The organism is Streptomyces sp. MI02-7b, from assembly GCF_033793585.1.
Taxonomy (GTDB): Bacteria; Actinomycetota; Actinomycetes; order Streptomycetales; family Streptomycetaceae; genus Actinacidiphila.
This window is the reverse complement of record NZ_JARAWX010000004.1, coordinates 62,241-79,301: the sequence shown is the minus strand read 5'-3', so window position 1 is coordinate 79,301 and position 17,061 is coordinate 62,241. Positions and strand designations below refer to the sequence as shown.

Sequence of the window (17,061 nt, the reverse complement as noted above, 5' to 3'; positions counted from 1 at the left end):
GCTCGCGCGACCCGAGTGAGCACGCAGGGTGAGGCCGGGGGCAGGGCCGACGCGCCCGGGCCCTCGGGCGGCGGCCCTCAGGGCCGGGCGCGCGGACCGGTGCGGATGAGGGCGTCCGCGGCGTCGTTCACCGGCTGCGGGGTGCCGGTGAGGTCCATGACGAAGAGCGGCACCCCGAGCTGGTCGGCCCGCAGCCGGGCGTCGTGCGCGTAGCCGGCCAGCGAGAAGAAGGCGCCGGAGGCGTCCTCGTTGAGGCAGTTCAGCCAGAGGGTCTCCACATCCCGCAGCACGCTCGGCCGGGTGGTCGGGTCCACCTGGGCGACGAGACCGTCGCCGCGCAGGTCGATCCCGTTCGCCGCAAGCTCCGAGGCGATCCGTACACCGCCGAAGCCGAGCCACTTCAGATACTGCGCGGCCGCGGTGAGCGCGTCCCGCGCGGTGCGGATCGTCACCGGCCGGAAGGGGGCCCGCTGCCCCGGTGTCGTGGGCGCCGTCCCTGCGGGGTGCTCGACGGCGGCGGGCCGGGACGGCGGCATCCGCAGCGCCCGCGTGTCCACCGGCAGCCGGATCACCGCCCCGCACTCGCAGCCCAGTTCGGGTTGCGGCCACTGGTCCTCGCGGTGGCAGTCGGGGCAGCGCATGCCCACCCACGAGTCGGACCAGGACCGGTGGCGGATCAGCAGCGGGATGCCGCCGCGCAGCAGCGGCAGTGCCAGGGGCGTGCCGCAGGCACAGGGGAAGACGGGGGCGGTGTACGTGTGCTCCCGGCGGCAGGCCGGGCAGCGCACGGGCACGCTCTCTGCCATGGTTCGAGACTCCAGGGCGGGTGCTTACCGGGCGGCGGACGTACCCTTCATGTTCCCCCACGGTACGCCGCTCCCGCAGCTCTCCTGCCGTCCCGCGCGCGCCGGTTGGCGCGCGGGCAGGGGTCCGCGCCGCCAGGACCAACCCCTCGGAAGTTCATGGCGGCGCGGACGGTGCGTGGTTCTCCCGGGCAGTCGGGAGGAGTTCCGGGCGGCGGCGTCCGCCGGGCGCGACAGGACGTGCGGACGCCACCGCCCGGAAGACGGGGTCAGCCGGAGGCCGGCAGGCCGGACAGGCGCTCCACGCCGCGCAGCAGGGCGGAGTGGTCCAGGCCGCCGTCGCCCTGGGCGCGCAGCGAGGCCACCAGGCCCGCGACGACGGAGCCGACCGGCAGCGCGGCGCCGACGGAGCGCGCGGCGTCGGTGACGATGCCCATGTCCTTGTGGTGGAGGTCGACGCGGAAGCCGGGGGCGAACTCGCGGTCCAGGAAGTTGCGCTTCTTGCGGTCCAGCACCGTGGAGCCGGCCAGACCGCCGCCCAGTACCTCCAGCGCGGCGCCGAGGTCGACGCCCGACTTCTCCAGGAAGACCACGGCCTCGGCACAGGCCTGGATGTTGACGGCGACGATCAGCTGGTTGGCGGCCTTCACCGTCTGGCCCGCGCCGTGCGGGCCGCACAGGACGATGGTCCTGCCGAGTGCCTCGAACAGCGGGCGGGCCTCGTCGAAGTCGGCCTGGGCGCCGCCCACCATGATGGACAGCACCGCCTCGATCGCCCCCGCCTCGCCGCCGGAGACCGGGGCGTCCAGGACCCGGATGCCCCTGGCCGCCGCGGCGTCGGCCAGGTCGACGGAGGTCTGCGGCGTGATCGACGACATGTCGACCAGCAGGGCGCCCGCCCTCGCGTGGGCGAGGATGCCGTCGTCCCCGTACGCGACCGCCTCGACCTGCGGGGAGGCCGGGACCATCGTGACGACGACGTCGGCGTCCTTGACCGCCTCGGCGACCGAGCCCGCGGCGGTCCCGCCGGCGGCCGCGAGGCGGTCGAGCTTGTCCTGCTCCAGGGTGTAGCCGGTGACGGAGTACCCGGCCTTGATCAGGTTCTCCGCCATGGGCGAGCCCATGATGCCGAGGCCGATCCAGGCCACCTTCGGAAGGGAGGGGCGGGCGGAGCCGGAGGATGCCGGGGGCGTGGTGGTCATGATGTCCTCTCGGGGTGCTGGGCGGCGCCGGTGAGCCAGCCGAAGGAGGCGGCGCTCCCCTCCGGTCCCGGCTTGTACTCCAGGCCGATCCAGCCGTCGTAGCCCGCGGTGCGCAGCCGGTCGACGAGGCCGGCCAGCGGCAGCGAGCCCGTTCCCGGGGCGCCGCGGCCGGGGTTGTCGGCGATCTGGACGTGGCCGGTGCGGTCGGCGTAGGCGTCGATCACGGCGGGCAGGTCCTCGCCGTTCATCGACAGGTGGTAGAGGTCGAGCAGGAAGGCGGCGTTGCCGAGACCGGTCTCCGCGTTGACCTTGTCGACGACCTCGACGGCGGCGGGCGCGCTGACCAGCGGACAGCGCGGCGACTCCGCCGCGTTGAGGGCCTCGACGAGCAAGGTGGCGCCGACCCGGTGGGCGGCGTGCGCGGCCCGGACCAGGTTCTCGAGGGCGAGTTCGTCCTGCGCCTCGGCGCTCGAGCCGTCGACCCGGTTGCCGTACAGGGCGTTGAGGGCGGTGCAGCCGACCGAGCGCGCGAAGTCCGCGGCGATGTCGATGTTGGCGCGGAAGCGGGCGGACTCCTCGCCGGGCACGGACAGCGCGCCGCGGTCGGGTCCCGGCAGTTGCCCCGCGTAGAAGTTCAGTCCCACCAGCCGGGTGCCCGCGTCCTCCAGGGCGGAGCGCAGTTCGTCGAGCCGCGCCTTCGGCGGGGTGGGGGCGTCCGGCCACGGCCACCACAGCTCCACCGCGTCGAAGCCCGCGGCCGCGGCGGCGGCCGGGCGTTCCAGGAGCGGGAGTTCGGTGAAGAGGATCGAGAGGTTCACATCGCAGCGCGTGGAGTCGAAGCCCATCTCGTGCGCCCCTTCCGTCCGGTGTGTCGGTCCCCATTGATTCCGTATTGCGGAAACTGAATTCTGCCTAACGGAAGACTGGATCACCTGGCCGGGGACTGTCAAGGGGGATGTCCTCGAAAGCCGCTGACCAGCTAGGTTGAAGGCGTGCGCCTGAGACTGGAATTCACCACCGAGCCCTTCGATCTCGACGTGCTTCCGGAGCACGCCGCCGTGGCCCGGGACGTCGTCGGCTCGGCCGCGCTGGAGAAGGTCGACGTCGGGCCGTTCGGCAACACGGCGGAAGGCGCCGCCGACCAGGTGGTGGACGCGGTCGGCGACCTGCTGCGGCGCACCCTGGACGCCGGGGCCACGCGGGTGTCGCTGCAGATCAGTGTCATCGGGGAGGCGGATCGATGACCGCGGCCGGCGAGCACCCGTTCAGCGCGGCCATCACGCCGCTGGTCGCCGCGATGGGCGCGGAGATGGTGCCGCCCGGCGAGGCGCGCGGCGACGACGTCGTGCTGAGCTGGGAGGGTCGGGCGGTGGTCGCCGTACGCCTGCCGCACCTGGCCGACTCCCTCGATCACCTCCTGGCGGACCTGGAGCGCCGGCACGGCAGGGCGCTGGCCGAACTCGGCCGCAAGGAGAAGCAGACGGTCGTGCGCATCCTGGAGGAACGCGGTGCGTTCTCGGTGCGGCACGGGGTGGAGACGGTCGCCTCGGCCCTCGGGGTGAGCCGCTTCACCGTCTACAACTACCTGAACCGGGAGAACGCGGCGAAGGAGCGCGAGTAGCCGCTCGCGTCGCCCGTCCGGTCGGTGCGAGGCCGCCGCACAGGGGCATCTTTCAACAAAGTGTTGACGTCACGCGGCAGGCGCTCCTAGCGTGCTGATGTGACTTCCCGTCCCTCCCCGGGCCTGGCCCGGTTCAACAGCGCCGGAGCGGCGGAGGCGGCCGCCCTGCTGCGCGAGGTGTGCGCGAGCCGTTCCTGGGGCGCGGAGGTGGCCGCAGGCCGCCCCTACGGCAGCGTCGAGACCCTGCTCGCCGCGAGCGACGCGGCGACCTCGGGACTCACGGCCGACGACCTGGCCGCGGCGATGGCGGCGCACCCGCCGATCGGCCGGCCGAAGCCCGGCGACCCGGCCTCCGCCCGCGAGCAGAGCGGCGTCCAGGACTCCCTGCGCGCGCGGCTGCTGGAGCTGAACCTCGCGTACCAGGAGCGGCACGGCCACGTCTTCCTCATCTGCGCCACCGGCCGGACCGGCGACGAGATGCTGGCAGCCCTGGGCGAGCGGATCGGGAACGACCCCGCCACCGAACGCGGGATCGTCCGCACCGAACTGGGGAAGATCAACCGCATCCGGCTCACCCGGCTCGTCGCGCCCGCCGAGGAGGACCCCGCATGACGTCCGTGTCCACCCACGTCCTGGACACCAGCATCGGCCGCCCCGCCGCGGACGTCGCCGTCCTGCTGGAGGTGCGCGCCGGGGGCGACGCCCCCTGGGTGCCGCACGGCGCCTCGGCGACGGACGCCGACGGCCGCTGCAAGGACCTGCCGGCACTGCCAGGCACCGCGACCCACGCCCGCCTGCAGTTCGCCACCGGGCCGTACCTCACCCGCACCCGGGCCGTGGGCCGGCAGGACGCCGCCCGCGCCGGGGACAGCGGGGCCTTCTTCCCCGAAGTGGCGGTCGTCCTCGCCGTCGAGCCGGGCGAGCACTACCACGTACCGCTGCTGCTCAACCCGTTCGGCTACTCCGTATACCGAGGGAGCTAGCACCGTCATGTCGCCCACCCGTCTCGGCCAGAACCAGTACGGCAAAGCGGAGACCCGCGTCGTCCACGTCACCCGAGAGGGCCGTACGCACCACGTCAGGGACCTCAACGTCTCCGTCGCGCTGTCCGGCGCCATGGACGAGGTCCACTACTCCGGCAGCAACGCCAACGTCCTGCCCACCGACACCACCAAGAACACGGTGTTCGCGTTCGCCAAGCAGTACGGGATCGACTCCGCCGAGCAGTTCGGCATCCGGCTCGCCCGGCACTTCGTCACCAGCCAGGACGCGATCGAGCGGGCCAGGATCCGCATCGAGGAGTACGCCTGGGACCGCATCACCGACGAGCACTCCTTCGTCCGCGGCGGCCGGGAGACCCGCACCGCCGAGGTCGCCTACGACGGCACGCACTGGCAGGTCGTGTCCGGCCTGAAGGACCTCGTCGTCATGAACTCCACCGACTCCGAGTTCTGGGGCTTCGTCAAGGACCCCTACACGACGCTGCCGGAGACCCGCGACCGCGTCCTCGCCACCGAGGTCGCCGCCCGGTGGCGGTTCGGCTGGACCCGCGAGGAGGACCCGGCCCCCCGCTGGGAGGAGTCGTACGCCGAGGTCCGCCGCCACCTCCTGGAGGCCTTCGCCGGTACCTACTCGCTCTCGCTCCAGCAGACGCTGTACGCGATGGGGGAACGGGTCGTCGAGCACCGCCCGGAGATCGACGAGGTGCGGCTCTCGCTTCCCAACAAGCACCACTTCCTCGTCGACCTCGAACCCTTCGGCCTGGTCAACGACACCCCCGACAGCGCGGTGTACTTCGCGGCCGACCGTCCCTACGGACTCATCGAGGGCACGGTCCTGCGCGAAGGCGCCGAGCCCCGCATCCCGGTGACGGACTGACCGGACCGACCGGACCGAACGGACTGAGAGGCCCGCCATGACCGCCGCAGCAGCGCGCATCGTCATCGAGAACTGCGCCGTCGCCACCGTCGACGCGCACGGCACGGAGTACGCGGACGGCCATGTCGTCGTCGCCGGCAACCGCATCGAGTCCGTCGGCGCCGGCCCGGCCCCCGCGGGACTGGCGGACGTCGTGCGCAGGGTGGACGGGACCGGCCATCTGCTCACCCCGGGCCTGGTCAACACCCACCACCACTTCTACCAGTGGATCACCCGGGGCCTGGCCACCGACCACAACCTCTTCGACTGGCTCGTCGCCCTCTACCCCACCTGGGCGCGCATCGACGAACCGATGACCCACGCGGCCGCCCAGGGCTCCCTGGCGATGATGGCCCGGGGCGGGGTCACCACCGCCATGGACCACCACTACGTCTTCCCGCGCGGCACCGGCGACCTGTCCGGCTCGATCATCCGGGCCGCCGCCGGCATGGGCGTGCGCTTCACCCTCGCCCGCGGCTCCATGGACCGCGGCGCGTCGGACGGCGGCCTGCCGCCGGACTTCGCCGTCGAGACGCTGGACGGCGCGCTCGCCGCGACCGAGGAGACGATCGACCGGCACCACGACGCCTCCTTCGACGCCATGACGCAGATCGCCGTCGCGCCCTGCTCGCCGTTCTCGGTCTCCACCGAACTGCTGCGCCAGGGCGCCGAGCTGGCCCGGCGCAGGGGCGTGCGCCTGCACACCCACGGCAGCGAGACCGTCGAGGAGGAGCAGTTCTGCAAGGAACTGTTCGGCATGGGGCCGACGGACTACTTCGAGTCCACCGGCTGGCTCGGCGCGGACGTGTGGATGGCGCACTGCGTCCACATGAACGACGCCGACATCGCCGCCTTCGCCCGCACGCGGACCGGCGTCGCCCACTGCCCCTCCTCCAACGCCCGCCTCGCCGCCGGCATCGCCCGCGTCCCCGACATGCTCGCGGCCGGGGTCCCCGTCGGCCTCGGCGTGGACGGCACCGCCTCCAACGAATCGGGCGAGCTGCACACCGAGTTGCGCAACACGCTGCTCGTCAACCGCCTCGGCCCTCACCGCGAGGCTGCGCTGACCACCCGTCAGGCGCTGCGGCTGGGCACGTACGGAGGGGCCCAGGTACTCGGCCGGGCCGAGCAGATCGGCTCCCTGGAGCCGGGCAAGCTCGCCGACCTCGTCCTGTGGCGGATGGACACCCTCGCCCACGCCTCGATCGCCGACCCGGTCACCGCCCTGGTCCTCGGAGCCGCGGCCCCCGTCACCCTGTCGCTGGTGAACGGCCGGCCGGTGGTGGAGGAGGGTCGCCTGGTCACCGCCGACGAGGACGCCATCGCCCGCGCCACCCGCGCCGAGGCCCGGCGCCTCGCGCGGATCGCGGGCCTGACGGGCTGATCGGCCACGGTCACCGCTGACCTGCAGGCCGGGTCCTGCGCGGGTGCGACGGTGTTCGCGGGGCCGGCGCCCGAGGCCGTGGTCCCGCCCGCGGGAGCCCGGAACGGGACAACGGGAGAAGTGCCGGTCCGTGCGGGCCGGGGACACCGGCCAGGCTTCCGGCCCGGCCCGGCCCGGCCCGTCGCCGGCTCCGCGAGGGGGCCCGGAAGGGTGCCCCGCGGGTGGGCCGCCAGGACGGGTGGCAGGCGCGGAGCCACCAAGGGCAGTGCCCGCCACTCGGGGCGTGCGGCGGGGAATGCGGTGGAGCCGCCGGCAGGCGCTCTGTTACGGTCCCGGTGCCGGCCGCGGGACTTCGGTGCGACTTCCGGAACCTGCCTCTGAAGCAATGATTCGCTGCTCGCGCCCCCATTCCCCGGCCGGCGTCCACAACCGGGGGAGCGGACGAGGCATGGGTGAGCGGGGGGCGGCCGTCGCGGCAGAGGACGTGCTCCTGTTCGTCAACGCGGCGATCACGGCCACAGGGCAGCGCGAGTTCCGCGACAGCGCCGGGCAGCAGCGGCTGTCGCTGGACTTCCTCCACGCGTACATGCTGGGCAACTACCGCGACCTGTACGCCGGGGTGCTCGCGCTGGACATCAACGACCACAACGCGGTCCTGATCGTCCGTCGGCTGCTGGAGACCGCGGCCGAGGCGACCCCCGAACAGCGGCGCGCGGAGGGCCGGCTGATCGCCGCCCGGCTGGCGATGCTGCCGCCGCAGCGGGTGTACGGGCTCTTCGGCGCGCTGCGCCGGGCCGGGGTGAACAACCGGCGCACCCGTGCCATCGTCCGCGACTGGCTGGCCGCGCGCCCGGACCTCGCGTTCGACGCCGTCAAGTACCGCGGCGGGCTGCGGGAGACCCTGCGGCACACCCATCTGATACCCGCCGGCGGCGAACTGGGCACGTTCGTCTTCCGGCCGCTGACCCGGACCCGCTACGCGACGCCCCTGCTGGAGGCCTGGCGCCGCGCGCACTACGAGCAGGAGGCCCTGTACGAGCTGCCCTACACCGTCGCCGAGGGATTCGCCGCCAAGCACGGCGTTCCCCGGGACGTGTTCCTGGAGCGCATCGCCCCGCGCATGACGCGCCTGGAGACGCTGCGTCTGCGGGAGGCCGCCAGGGAACGCGGCACGGCGCCCGTGCCCGGTGAGCTGGACCGCATGCCGCTGACCCGGCTGGCCTCCTACGTGCTGGCGCTGCCGCTCGACGAGCGCCGGCGCCGGCGCGGTGAGCTGACCGGCGCCCTGGAGGCGGCCGCGGCGCGGGTGGCGGGCCGGCACCGCGGAAGCTGGGGCAAGGTGGCCGCCGTCCTGGACGACAGCTTCTCCGCCTCCGGATCGGGCACCAAGCGCCGCCGCCCGCTGGCCGTCGCCCTGGCCTGCCACCATCTGCTCGCGGCCCTGGCAGGCGAGTACACCGGGCTGTGGACCTCCGGCCGGGACGACGCGCTGCTGGTCCACCCGTACGGTCCGACACCGCTCGGCCGGCGCGTGCTCGATGCCCTGGAGACCGCGCCGTCCCGACTGGTGATCGTCTCCGACGGCTGGGACAACGCGCCCCCGGGCCTGGCCGCCGAGGTGCTGCGGGTCTGGCGTGCCCGCCTCGATCCCGCCGGGCGGACCAGCGTCGTCCACCTCAACCCCGTGTACGACGCGGACGCGTTCGACGTGCGCCGGCTGTCCGCGGCCGTCGCCACGGCCGGGATCCGCGACGCCGAGGACCTGCCCGCGCTCGTGGAGATCGCCCAGTTCGCCGAGGGCCGCACCGAACTGGCCGGACTCGTCGCCTACATGGACGCCCGCGCCGCCCGCATGACGGCCGCGCAGACCGTGCCGCCCAAGGAGCCTGCCCGGTGACCGCGATGGACCTGACCGGCCTCGACACCCGCCCCTCCCAGGTGTGGGGCGCCGTGCGCCTGGTGCCGCTGGTGCGCCCCGCACCCGTCGAGGACCTGCGCCTGCACCCGCGGATCCTGGGCGACGGCCCCGCGGTGGTGAACGTCGGCCCGCGCACCGACTACTTCTCCTACATCCCGCACGCCTTCGTCGCCGACTGGAACGGCGACGGCACCCCGGCGGCCGCCTACGGCACCCAGTTGGCCACCGCGGCGGACGCGGCACCGCCCGCCTCCGCCGGCCTGCGCTTCCACCGCAGAATGGCCCGCCGCGAGGAGAAGCACCGGCTGCGCTTCCTCCCGCTGCACCTCGCCCTGGAGGGCTACCTGGCGCTGCACTTCGGCGGCCCCTCGGTCGCCTGGGAGGAGTGGTCGCAACGGGCGCTGCGCCGCGGTCTGTCGCCGCGCGTGGAGCAGGCGTACACCGGCGCCCAGGTCACCGGAATCGCGGACGCGCTGCGGGTCTTCGAGATCCACCCCGGGCAGTGCGGTGTGCTGCTCTACGTCGCCGACGCCCTGGCGGCGGTGTTCGTCGTGCCGCACCCGGACGACTACCGCGTGCTCCATCCCACCCTCGTGCAGGACCTGTACGGCGAACTCGTCCACCACTACGCGCTCCTGATGCCGCCGGTGCCGGAGTTCCGGGCCCGCGTGGCCGACGAGGGCGTCGACTCCCTGGCCCGGCTGCGCGCGGCGGCCGGGGAACAGGAGCGCGCCTGGGCCGACTTCCACGACACGACGATGGCCGCGGGCGCGACGGAACAGGACGGGACCTGGCGGACGGTGTACCGGATGGGGCCCTTCGCCCTCGCCCGCTTCCTGCCGGAGTTCCGGCCCAAGCAGGAGAACCACATCGGCGAGGCCATCACGGACCGCGCGGGGCGGACGGTGTACCTCAAGTCCTTCCGGCTCTCGGAGAGCCAGGTCCGCCGCGGCCACCTCCTCGGCCGCCTGGCCGCCCACGACTGGCACCTGGCGGACACGGCGGCCGGCCTCGGCATCGACGAGGCGGCCCTCGGCCTGCGCCTGGAGTCTGCCGGTCTCGGGTTCCTGCTGCGGCAGGACGTGCTGGACGGCTACCGCAAGCGGGCGGGGCCGCGGCGCGGCGTACAGTGACAAGGGAGTGCGGATCACCGTCCCGACGGTCCTGATCAGGGAGAAGGCCGTGCGGTTCCATGTCGACCAGCGCCACGAACGGGTCCTCGCACTGGTCCGTGAACGCGGCAGCCTACGAGTCGCGGACCTGGCCGGGGAACTGGGCGTCTCCGCCGTCACGCTGCGCCGGGACGTCGAGACGCTGGCGACCCAGGGGAGGCTGCGCCGCGTGCACGGCTCGGTCGTGTGGCCGGGCGCGACGGCCGGCGCCGCTCCGGACACCGCTCCCGCTCCCGCCGGGGTCCGGGACGCCGAGGGCGTGGTCGCCGGCATGGTCGTCCCCACACTCGACTGCCCCTTCGGCGAGATCGTCGAGGGTGCCCGCGACGCCCTGGAAGCCCGCGGCGGGCGGCTGGTGCTCGGCCTGTGCGGACACGCCGAGGGCGACGCCGAGCAGGCCGGGCGGCTGGTCGCCGCCGGTGCGGACGGACTGCTGCTCACCTGCGCCCCGGCGCCCGGCCCCGACTCCGGCGGCTGGATCCCCGGGACCGGGGTGCCCGTGGTGCTCGTGGAGCGGGCCGGCCCGCCGGGCAGCCGCTGGGCCGATCTGGACCACGTCCGCTCCGACGCCGCGCACGGCGCGGCGACGGCCGTGCGCCACCTGGTCTCGCTCGGCCACCACTCGGTCGCTCTGGTGCTGCGGGAGGCCGCGTCCGCGGAACAGTTGCGGGCCGGCCACGCCGCCGCCGTCAAGGCGCTGGAGCTGACGCCGGCGCCCGGCTCGCCCTACGTCGCGTCCGCGCGGCTGCCCGAGGCCGAGCGGATCGAGCGGACGGCCGAACACCTGCGGGCGCTGGCCGAGGAGCACGGCGTGCGTGCGGTGCTGCTGCACGGCGACGAGTTCGCGGTCGTGCTCGTCCCCCGGCTGCGGGCGCTCGGCGTGCTCGTCCCCGAGGACCTGGCGATCGTCGTCCACGGCGACCAGGTGGCGAGCCTGGCCGACCCCCCGCTCACAGCGGTCGCGCCGCCGAATCGCGCGGTCGGCGAGGCCGCCGTGGCGCTGCTGCTGGAGCGGCTCGCCGAGGACCGCCGCGGGGACCGCGGGCCGCGACGGCACGTCGAGCTGCTGCCCGCTCTGCGGGTACGGGCCTCGTGCGGGGCGGTCCTCAGGGCCGCGGGTCGTGCGTGACGGCCAGCAGGGCCATGTCGTCGTTGCGGGGGCCGCCGGTGTGCAGGTGGACGTCGTCCAGCAGGGCCTGCAGCAGTTCGGCGGGCCCGTCGAAGCGCACGCCGGTGAGCCGGGTGACCGGGTCGTAGAAGGTGCCGTCGGCATTGCGCGCCTCGGTGACGCCGTCCGTGTGCATCAGCAGGCAGGCGCCGGGCGGGAAGGCCAGGGCGTCCACCGCGGCCACTCCGGTCTCCAGGCCCATGCCGAGGGGCAGGGCGTGCTGGGAGGGCTCGGCGTAGTGGACCCCGCCCTCGCGGAGCACGAGCGGCGAGGGGTGGCCACGGTTGACCAGGCGGAGCTCCCCGCCGCCGAGAGCGATCTCCACCAGGACGGCGGTGGTGAAGCCCTCCAGCCGGTCCAGGCCCTCGCGCCGTTCGGACTCCCGCCACAGGGCGCGGTCCATGCGGGCGGCCAGCCCGGCGAGCGTCGGCTCCTCGTCGGCCGCCATGCGGAAGGCGCCCAGCACGACCGTGGCCGCCTCGACCGCCTCCATGCCCTTGCCGCGGACGTCGCCGATGACGCAGCGCAGCCCGAAGGGGGTGTTCTGGACCGCGTAGAGGTCGCCGCCGATGTCCGCGTCCTGCTCGGCGGCCTCGTAGCGGGCCGCGATCCGGAACGGCCCGACGTGCTGCGGCGGCTCGGGCAGCACCGCCCGCTGCACCGCCGCTGCGATGCCCCGGGCGGAGCGCAGCCGCATCTCGCGGACGTGCAGTATCCGGTTGATGAAGACCGCGACCGCCGCCACCGCCGTGATCGACAGCAGCTCGCTGACGCCGCCCGCCCCGTCGATGTAGCCGAAGTGGTTGAGGATGCCCGCGTCCGCCGCGACGGCCCCGAGGCCGATCAGGCACGTGCCGCCCAGTGACATCAGCGGCGCGGCGATCATCGGGGCGACGGAGTAGAAGGCCGTGCCGCTGAACTCGGCGGGAGTCAGGTAGTCCACGAGGAAGCCGCCGAGGAGCAGCACGACGGGCAGCAGCCGGACGTAGCGCGCCACGTCCCTGCGGTCGTCGGTGCCGTCCTCGTCGACACTTGCCACGCGCGCGCTCCTGCCGTCCGTCCCGGCCCGCCGGGCTGTCGTCCCAGACTCCCCGCGTCCGCGCCACCCGGCCAGCGGTGGCCGCCCCCTGGGTGAACCGCGGTCCGCCGGGTGGCGCAGGACACGGCGGCCGACCAGGCTGGTGGTCACCGCACCGAACAGGGAGTCCGACGATGATCCGCACCGACGCCCTCAACGAGCCGGCCGTCCGCGCCTTCGTCTCGGCGGTCAACGCCGGTGACCGCGAGGCCTTCCACCGGGCGCTCACCGAGAACGCGACCATGTCGGACGACGGCTCCGACCGCAGCCTCGACGAGTGGGCCGACCGGGAGATCTTCGACTCGCACGGCCACATGGACGTCCAGTCGCAGGACGCCGCGGGCCGCACCCTGATCGCCGACTACCGCAACGACACCTGGGGCGAGATGCGCACCAAGTGGCACTTCACCGTCGACGACGGGAAGATCAGCCGCTTCGACACCGGCCAGGCCTGACCGGAGCGGGTCAGCGCGCGGCGTCCTCGTGGAAGACCAGGAGGTAGCGCCAGAACAGCAGCCGGCGCACCCGGCTGCCCGGCAGGAGGCGCTCCGCCTCGGCGCGGATCTCCGGCAGGGGCATCGTGGGCGGCCGTACCGGCGCGTTCACGGCCGGGCGGGTGCGGCCGCGCAGCCGGTCCCGGACGGCGCAGGCGAGCCGGGCGACGGCGTTGACCGGAACGGCGAGCAGGCTCACCGCCCAGTCGGCGGCGGTGCGTTCGGGATAGCAGCCGAGGACGAGGAGCACCCCGTCCGGCGCGAGCGAGGCCCGCAGGGTGGTGACGGTGGAGAACGGGACGTGGTGCAGGCTCGCCAGGCAGGTGATCACGTCGTAGCGGCCCTCGGGCAGGCGGACGGCCGTCACGTCGGCCACCCGGAAGACCACACCCGGCGCGGTGCCGGCCGCCGCGACGGCCTGCTCGGAGGCGTCCACCGCCTCCACCCGCAGCCCTCGTTCCGCAAGCTTGCGCGCGAAGCGGCCGGTGCCGCATCCCACGTCCAGCGCGGTGAGCGCGCCGGGCGGCACGCGGCGCAGCAGCAGCCGGTGGTAGTGGTCGTTGTGGTCGAAAGGCATGCCCGGACCCTTCCCACGCCGTCGGCTCGCCGAACGGCAGGGCCCCGGCTTCCGTCGCCGGGGCCCCGGGGTCCGGGTCGCCGGGCCGGTCAGCCGAGCAACTCGTAGGCGGGCAGCGTGAGGAAGTCGACGTAGGTCTCGTCGAGCGCCGTCCTCAGCAGCAGGTCGTGGGCCTGCTGCCAGCGGCCCGCGGCGAAGGCCTCCTCGCCCACCTCGGCGCGGATCGCGGCCAGTTCCCGGCCCGCCACGACGCGCACCAGTTCGGCGGTGGCCTTCTCGCCGTTGTCGGCGAAGACCACGCCCGCGTTGACCCACTGCCAGATCTGCGAGCGGGAGATCTCGGCGGTGGCGGCGTCCTCCATGAGGTTGAAGATGGCGACCGCGCCGAGGCCGCGCAGCCAGGCCTCGATGTAGCGGGTGCCGACCTGGACGGCGTTCCGCAGCCCTTCGAACGTGGGCTTCGCCTCCAGCGAGTCGACGGCCAGCAGATCGGCGGCCGTGACGTGGACGTCCTCGCGCAGCCGCTCCTTCTGGTGCGGCCGGTCGCCGAGGACCGCGTCGAAGGAGGCGCGGGCGATCGGCACCAGGTCCGGGTGGGCGACCCAGGAGCCGTCGAAACCGTCGCCGGCCTCGCGGTCCTTGTCGGCCTTGACCTTCTCGAAGGCGACCTTGTTGACCTCGGCGTCCCGCCGGGAGGGGATGAAGGCGGCCATGCCGCCGATGGCGTGGGCGCCGCGCTTGTGGCAGGTGCGCACCAGCAGTTCGGTGTACGCGCGCATGAAGGGCGCGGTCATCGTCACGGCGTTGCGGTCGGGCAGCACGAAGCGCTCGCCCGCGTCGCGGAAGTTCTTCACGATGGAGAACAGGTAGTCCCAGCGGCCGGCGTTCAAACCGGCGGCGTGGTCGCGGAGTTCGTGGAGGATCTCCTCCATCTCGAAGGCCGCGGTGATCGTCTCGATGAGCACGGTGGCGCGGACGGTGCCCTGCGCCACACCGACGTGGTCCTGCGCGAAGACGAACACGTCGTTCCACAGGCGGGCTTCGAGGTGCGACTCGGTCTTGGGGAGGTAGAAGTACGGTCCCTTGCCCTTGGCGAGCAGCCGGTGCGCGTTGTGGAAGAAGTAGAGCCCGAAGTCGACCAGCGCGCCGGGCACGGGCTCGCCGTCGACGGTGAGGTGCCGCTCGTCGAGGTGCCACCCGCGGGGGCGGGTGACGACGGTGGCGAGTTCGGCCTCGTCCTTCAGCGCGTACGACTTGCCCTCGGGGGAGGTGAAGTCGATGCGGCGCTCGTAGGCGTCGATCAGGTTGATCTGGCCGCCGACGACATTCTCCCAGGTGGGCGCGGAGGCGTCCTCGAAGTCGGCGAGCCAGATCTTCGCGCCGGAGTTGAGCGCGTTGATCGTCATCTTGCGGTCGGTGGGGCCGGTGATCTCCACCCGGCGGTCGTTCAGTGCGGCGGGGGCGTCCGCGACCCGCCAGTCGCCGTCGCGGATGTGCGCGGTGTCCGGGAGGAAGTCCAGGGTGCCGGTGCGGGCGATCTCCTCGCGGCGCTCCTTGCGGCGGGCGAGGAGTTCGGCGCGGCGCGGGGCGAACCGGCGGTGCAGTTCGCCGAGGAAGGCCAGCGCCGCGTCGGTCAGCACCTCCTCCGCGCGTTCGACGTGGGGCGCGGTGCCGGCGACGACGGCGTGCGGGGAAGGCCCTGCTCCTGCTGCGGACATGAAGCTGATCTCCTCTGGCTGCGGCTGCTCTCACTGCGGGTGGACGCGGCTGACGCGGCGCGGTGGAGGGTGCCGGGCGGCCGCGGGGCGTCCTGGCCGGACGGGCGTTTCTGCTGCGTGGAGCATAGTTTTTGCATTGCGGAACTTCAACGTTTTGTGGCACCGGGCGCGGGCGGCCGTGGCGGACCGCTGCCGAGCCGCCACAGGTCGTCCGGGGTGTCGATGTCGCCGGGGAGCGCGATGTCCGCGCACTCCACGAGGACGACGGCCGCCTCGTGCCGCCTCAGGTACGAGCGTGCCCCCTGGTCGCCGACGGCACTCGCCGCGATCGCGGGCCAGTGCCCGGCGCCCAGCAGGATCGGATGCCCCCGTCTCCCGTCGTACGCGGCGGAGGCCAGCGTCTCCGGTGAGGCGTACGCCGCCGCCACCCGCGCCACGGCCGCGGCGCCCACGCCGGGCTGGTCCACGAGCGCCACGACCGCCGCCGCCGCTCCCGTGGCCGCCAGCGACGCCAGGCCGGCCCGCAGCGAGGACCCCATGCCCTGCTCCCAGTCCGGGTTCACGGTCACCGCGCAGCCGTCGAGCGCCGCCCGCGCGCGGACCTCGCCGGCCGCCGCGCCCAGCACGATGTGCACCGGCCCGCGCACGCCGTCGCGCAGCGCCCGCGCGGCATGCTCCACCAGCGGGCGCCCGCCGTACTCCAGCAGCGCCTTCGGCCGCCCGCCGAGCCGTCGGCCGGCCCCGGCGGCCAGCAGGAGCCCGGCGACGGCCGGGCGCGTCCCGCTCGAACCGTCCCGTTCCACGCTCCCTGGATACCGTGGATGGCGGGCGAGGGAAAGGACCCGCCATGGCGAACTGGCTCATCGCCGTGCGGCACGGCGAAAGCACCGCGAACGCGGCCTTCGCGCGCGGTGACTCCATGGAGGGCGTCCGCGACGCAGACGTCGGTCTCACCGACCGCGGCCGTCGCCAGGCGGCGCGGCTCGCCGGTGCGCTGCTCGCGCTCGGCGGGGACCCTCCCCGCACGGTGCTCTGCTCGCCCTACGAGCGCGCCCGGCAGACCCTCGACGTGCTCGTGGACGTGCATGCCGCCGCCGGGTACCCGCTGCCCCCGGCGTGGTACGAGCCCGGGTTGCGCGACCGCGGCACCGGCGACCTCGAACTGCTCACGCCGCAGGCCGTCCGGGAGCGCTTCCCGCAGGAGTCCGCCCGCCGTGAACGCGAGGGCGAGTGCGCGTACCGGCCGACCGGCGGCGGGGAGTCGCTGGAGGACGTCGTGCGGCGCGTGCGGTCCGTGCTGGACGGTTTCCGCATCGTCGGGGAGGGCGGGGACGGCGCCGCCGGCGGGCCGTGGTTGCTGGTGGCCCACGACGCCGTCGTACTGGCACTGCGTCATCTGCTCGGGCCGCCCCTGCCGGAGGGGGCCTTCGTCGCCAACGGCTCGTTCGCCCGCTGGCGGAACAGTGCCTCGGGATGGCAGCTCGCCGACTGGAACCGAACGCCGCCCGTCGTGCGTTGAATGTCGGCAAGCCGCCTTGCGCGAGAGGAACTTACGGCCGATTTCGCTCTCCGTATAGCGGGCGGAGCGCTCCGTCGCGTTTACTGTCCTCCCCGATGCGGCCCGGGTGGGGCCGGTCCCGCACGGGTGAGGTCAGCGGGGGTCGAACAGTGGGGGACGTATCAGTGGTCAAGGACATGGCGGCCAGTGCTGCGCTGGACGGGGACGGGGCCGGGGACCCGAGAGTGGCCGCGCTGCACGCGGCGGTCTCCCACTGCCGCCGCGTGCTCGCCGGGTACCGCTCGAACTTACCGGACCGTCACATCGCCGAGGACGAACTCGTGGCGCTGGCGTCCGCGGCCACCGCCGGTGTCCCTGACGTCCCGCGGCTGCGGCGCGGCCTGCTGGTCCTCACGGGCGCCCTCGGCTCCGTCAGCGCGCTGTCCGCGGCCCTGACGGAGGTCCGGCGCGCGATCGAGCTGTTCGGCGCGCCGTCCTCCGCCGACTGACG

The 17,061-nt window shown here is 74.2% G+C and carries 19 protein-coding genes; 12 read left to right on the top strand and 7 right to left on the bottom strand.

The window, feature by feature from the left end; translation table 11 throughout:
• Positions 1-77: 77 nt before the first annotated feature.
• The 3 genes from PV364_RS07375 to PV364_RS07365 form a co-directional block, all read right to left on the bottom strand.
• Positions 78-806: a hypothetical protein gene (locus PV364_RS07375; RefSeq protein WP_319658908.1), complete on the bottom strand. Its 729-nt coding sequence runs from the start codon at positions 804-806 to the stop codon at positions 78-80.
• A 266-nt stretch (positions 807-1,072) separates the two neighbouring features.
• Complete coding sequence (locus tag PV364_RS07370; RefSeq protein WP_319658907.1) at positions 1,073-2,005, bottom strand: 2-hydroxy-3-oxopropionate reductase; 933 nt, start codon at positions 2,003-2,005, stop codon at positions 1,073-1,075.
• Positions 2,002-2,850 carry a TIM barrel protein gene (locus PV364_RS07365; protein ID WP_319658906.1) on the bottom strand — a complete coding sequence of 283 codons (849 nt, stop codon included), beginning with the start codon at positions 2,848-2,850 and terminating at the stop codon, positions 2,002-2,004. Before PV364_RS07365 ends, PV364_RS07370 begins: the two co-directional genes overlap by 4 nt.
• Before the next feature lie 147 nt (positions 2,851-2,997).
• Between PV364_RS07365 and PV364_RS07360 the strand changes: the two genes are divergently transcribed.
• The 9 genes from PV364_RS07360 (at position 2,998) to PV364_RS07320 (ending at position 11,146) form a co-directional block, all read left to right on the top strand.
• A complete protein-coding gene (locus PV364_RS07360; protein WP_319658905.1) occupies positions 2,998-3,249 on the top strand; it encodes a hypothetical protein in 252 nt (83 codons plus the stop codon).
• Positions 3,246-3,626 (top strand): helix-turn-helix domain-containing protein, encoded by a 381-nt coding sequence (locus PV364_RS07355; RefSeq protein ID WP_319658904.1) that lies wholly within the window; start codon positions 3,246-3,248, stop codon positions 3,624-3,626. The genes PV364_RS07360 and PV364_RS07355 overlap by 4 nt, the downstream gene beginning before the upstream one ends.
• 99 nt (positions 3,627-3,725) lie before the next feature.
• Positions 3,726-4,238, top strand: a complete 513-nt coding sequence (uraD, locus tag PV364_RS07350) for a 2-oxo-4-hydroxy-4-carboxy-5-ureidoimidazoline decarboxylase (protein WP_319658903.1) — start codon at positions 3,726-3,728, stop codon at positions 4,236-4,238.
• Positions 4,235-4,609: a hydroxyisourate hydrolase gene (gene uraH, locus PV364_RS07345; RefSeq protein ID WP_319658902.1), complete on the top strand. Its 375-nt coding sequence runs from the start codon at positions 4,235-4,237 to the stop codon at positions 4,607-4,609. Before uraD ends, uraH begins: the two co-directional genes overlap by 4 nt.
• A 7-nt stretch (positions 4,610-4,616) precedes the next feature.
• Positions 4,617-5,504 carry a factor-independent urate hydroxylase gene (gene pucL, locus PV364_RS07340; protein ID WP_319658901.1) on the top strand — a complete coding sequence of 296 codons (888 nt, stop codon included), beginning with the start codon at positions 4,617-4,619 and terminating at the stop codon, positions 5,502-5,504.
• A 37-nt stretch (positions 5,505-5,541) separates the two neighbouring features.
• A complete protein-coding gene (locus PV364_RS07335; RefSeq protein ID WP_319658900.1) occupies positions 5,542-6,927 on the top strand; it encodes an 8-oxoguanine deaminase in 1,386 nt (461 codons plus the stop codon).
• A 448-nt stretch (positions 6,928-7,375) separates the two neighbouring features.
• Positions 7,376-8,824: a hypothetical protein gene (locus tag PV364_RS07330; protein WP_319658899.1), complete on the top strand. Its 1,449-nt coding sequence runs from the start codon at positions 7,376-7,378 to the stop codon at positions 8,822-8,824.
• Entirely contained in the window at positions 8,821-9,978 is a 1,158-nt protein-coding gene (locus PV364_RS07325; RefSeq protein WP_319658898.1) for an ARPP-2 domain-containing protein, read from the top strand. Before PV364_RS07330 ends, PV364_RS07325 begins: the two co-directional genes overlap by 4 nt.
• A gap of 49 nt (positions 9,979-10,027) precedes the next feature.
• On the top strand, positions 10,028-11,146 hold the full coding sequence (locus tag PV364_RS07320; protein ID WP_319659236.1) for a substrate-binding domain-containing protein: 1,119 nt from the start codon (positions 10,028-10,030) through the stop codon (positions 11,144-11,146).
• Here PV364_RS07320 and PV364_RS07315 read toward each other — a convergent pair.
• Positions 11,124-12,224 (bottom strand): PP2C family protein-serine/threonine phosphatase, encoded by a 1,101-nt coding sequence (locus tag PV364_RS07315; protein ID WP_319658897.1) that lies wholly within the window; start codon positions 12,222-12,224, stop codon positions 11,124-11,126. The two genes, PV364_RS07320 and PV364_RS07315, sit on opposite strands and share 23 nt — an antisense overlap.
• Positions 12,225-12,397: 173 nt before the next feature.
• On the opposite strand from PV364_RS07315, the gene PV364_RS07310 reads away from it, so the two are divergent.
• Positions 12,398-12,718 (top strand): nuclear transport factor 2 family protein, encoded by a 321-nt coding sequence (locus tag PV364_RS07310; protein WP_319658896.1) that lies wholly within the window; start codon positions 12,398-12,400, stop codon positions 12,716-12,718.
• Positions 12,719-12,728: 10 nt separating this feature from the next.
• Here the strand turns inward: PV364_RS07310 and PV364_RS07305 are convergent, their stop codons facing one another.
• The 3 genes from PV364_RS07305 to PV364_RS07295 all read right to left on the bottom strand — a co-directional run bounded on the left by PV364_RS07305 (position 12,729) and on the right by PV364_RS07295 (position 15,855).
• Positions 12,729-13,334: a class I SAM-dependent methyltransferase gene (locus PV364_RS07305; RefSeq protein WP_319658895.1), complete on the bottom strand. Its 606-nt coding sequence runs from the start codon at positions 13,332-13,334 to the stop codon at positions 12,729-12,731.
• An 89-nt stretch (positions 13,335-13,423) separates the two neighbouring features.
• The gene (aceB, locus tag PV364_RS07300) at positions 13,424-15,052 is read right to left on the bottom strand and encodes a malate synthase A (RefSeq protein WP_319658894.1); all 1,629 of its coding nucleotides are present in this window, start codon (positions 15,050-15,052) and stop codon (positions 13,424-13,426) included.
• A 146-nt stretch (positions 15,053-15,198) separates the two neighbouring features.
• Positions 15,199-15,855 (bottom strand): NTP transferase domain-containing protein, encoded by a 657-nt coding sequence (locus PV364_RS07295; protein ID WP_319658893.1) that lies wholly within the window; start codon positions 15,853-15,855, stop codon positions 15,199-15,201.
• Positions 15,856-15,899: 44 nt separating this feature from the next.
• Between PV364_RS07295 and PV364_RS07290 the strand changes: the two genes are divergently transcribed.
• Both PV364_RS07290 and PV364_RS07285 read left to right on the top strand, forming a co-directional pair.
• Positions 15,900-16,571, top strand: coding sequence for a histidine phosphatase family protein (locus PV364_RS07290; RefSeq protein WP_319658892.1), 672 nt, complete (start codon positions 15,900-15,902; stop codon positions 16,569-16,571).
• A 176-nt stretch (positions 16,572-16,747) separates the two neighbouring features.
• Positions 16,748-17,059 carry a DUF5955 family protein gene (locus PV364_RS07285; protein ID WP_319658891.1) on the top strand — a complete coding sequence of 104 codons (312 nt, stop codon included), beginning with the start codon at positions 16,748-16,750 and terminating at the stop codon, positions 17,057-17,059.
• Positions 17,060-17,061 lie beyond the last annotated feature (2 nt).

Excerpts from the sequence above, each read along its gene's own strand:
- PV364_RS07375 (WP_319658908.1), bottom strand. The coding sequence starts at position 806 with ATGGCAGAGAGCGTGCCCGTGCGCTGCCCGGCCTGCCGCCGGGAGCAC.
- PV364_RS07370 (WP_319658907.1), bottom strand. The coding sequence starts at position 2,005 with ATGACCACCACGCCCCCGGCATCCTCCGGCTCCGCCCGCCCCTCCCTT.
- PV364_RS07365 (WP_319658906.1), bottom strand. The coding sequence starts at position 2,850 with ATGGGCTTCGACTCCACGCGCTGCGATGTGAACCTCTCGATCCTCTTC.
- PV364_RS07355 (WP_319658904.1), top strand. The coding sequence starts at position 3,246 with ATGACCGCGGCCGGCGAGCACCCGTTCAGCGCGGCCATCACGCCGCTG.
- uraH (WP_319658902.1), top strand. The coding sequence starts at position 4,235 with ATGACGTCCGTGTCCACCCACGTCCTGGACACCAGCATCGGCCGCCCC.
- pucL (WP_319658901.1), top strand. The coding sequence starts at position 4,617 with ATGTCGCCCACCCGTCTCGGCCAGAACCAGTACGGCAAAGCGGAGACC.
- PV364_RS07335 (WP_319658900.1), top strand. The coding sequence starts at position 5,542 with ATGACCGCCGCAGCAGCGCGCATCGTCATCGAGAACTGCGCCGTCGCC.
- PV364_RS07330 (WP_319658899.1), top strand. The coding sequence starts at position 7,376 with ATGGGTGAGCGGGGGGCGGCCGTCGCGGCAGAGGACGTGCTCCTGTTC.
- PV364_RS07310 (WP_319658896.1), top strand. The coding sequence starts at position 12,398 with ATGATCCGCACCGACGCCCTCAACGAGCCGGCCGTCCGCGCCTTCGTC.
- PV364_RS07305 (WP_319658895.1), bottom strand. The coding sequence starts at position 13,334 with ATGCCTTTCGACCACAACGACCACTACCACCGGCTGCTGCTGCGCCGC.
- aceB (WP_319658894.1), bottom strand. The coding sequence starts at position 15,052 with ATGTCCGCAGCAGGAGCAGGGCCTTCCCCGCACGCCGTCGTCGCCGGC.
- PV364_RS07290 (WP_319658892.1), top strand. The coding sequence starts at position 15,900 with ATGGCGAACTGGCTCATCGCCGTGCGGCACGGCGAAAGCACCGCGAAC.
- PV364_RS07285 (WP_319658891.1), top strand. The coding sequence starts at position 16,748 with ATGGCGGCCAGTGCTGCGCTGGACGGGGACGGGGCCGGGGACCCGAGA.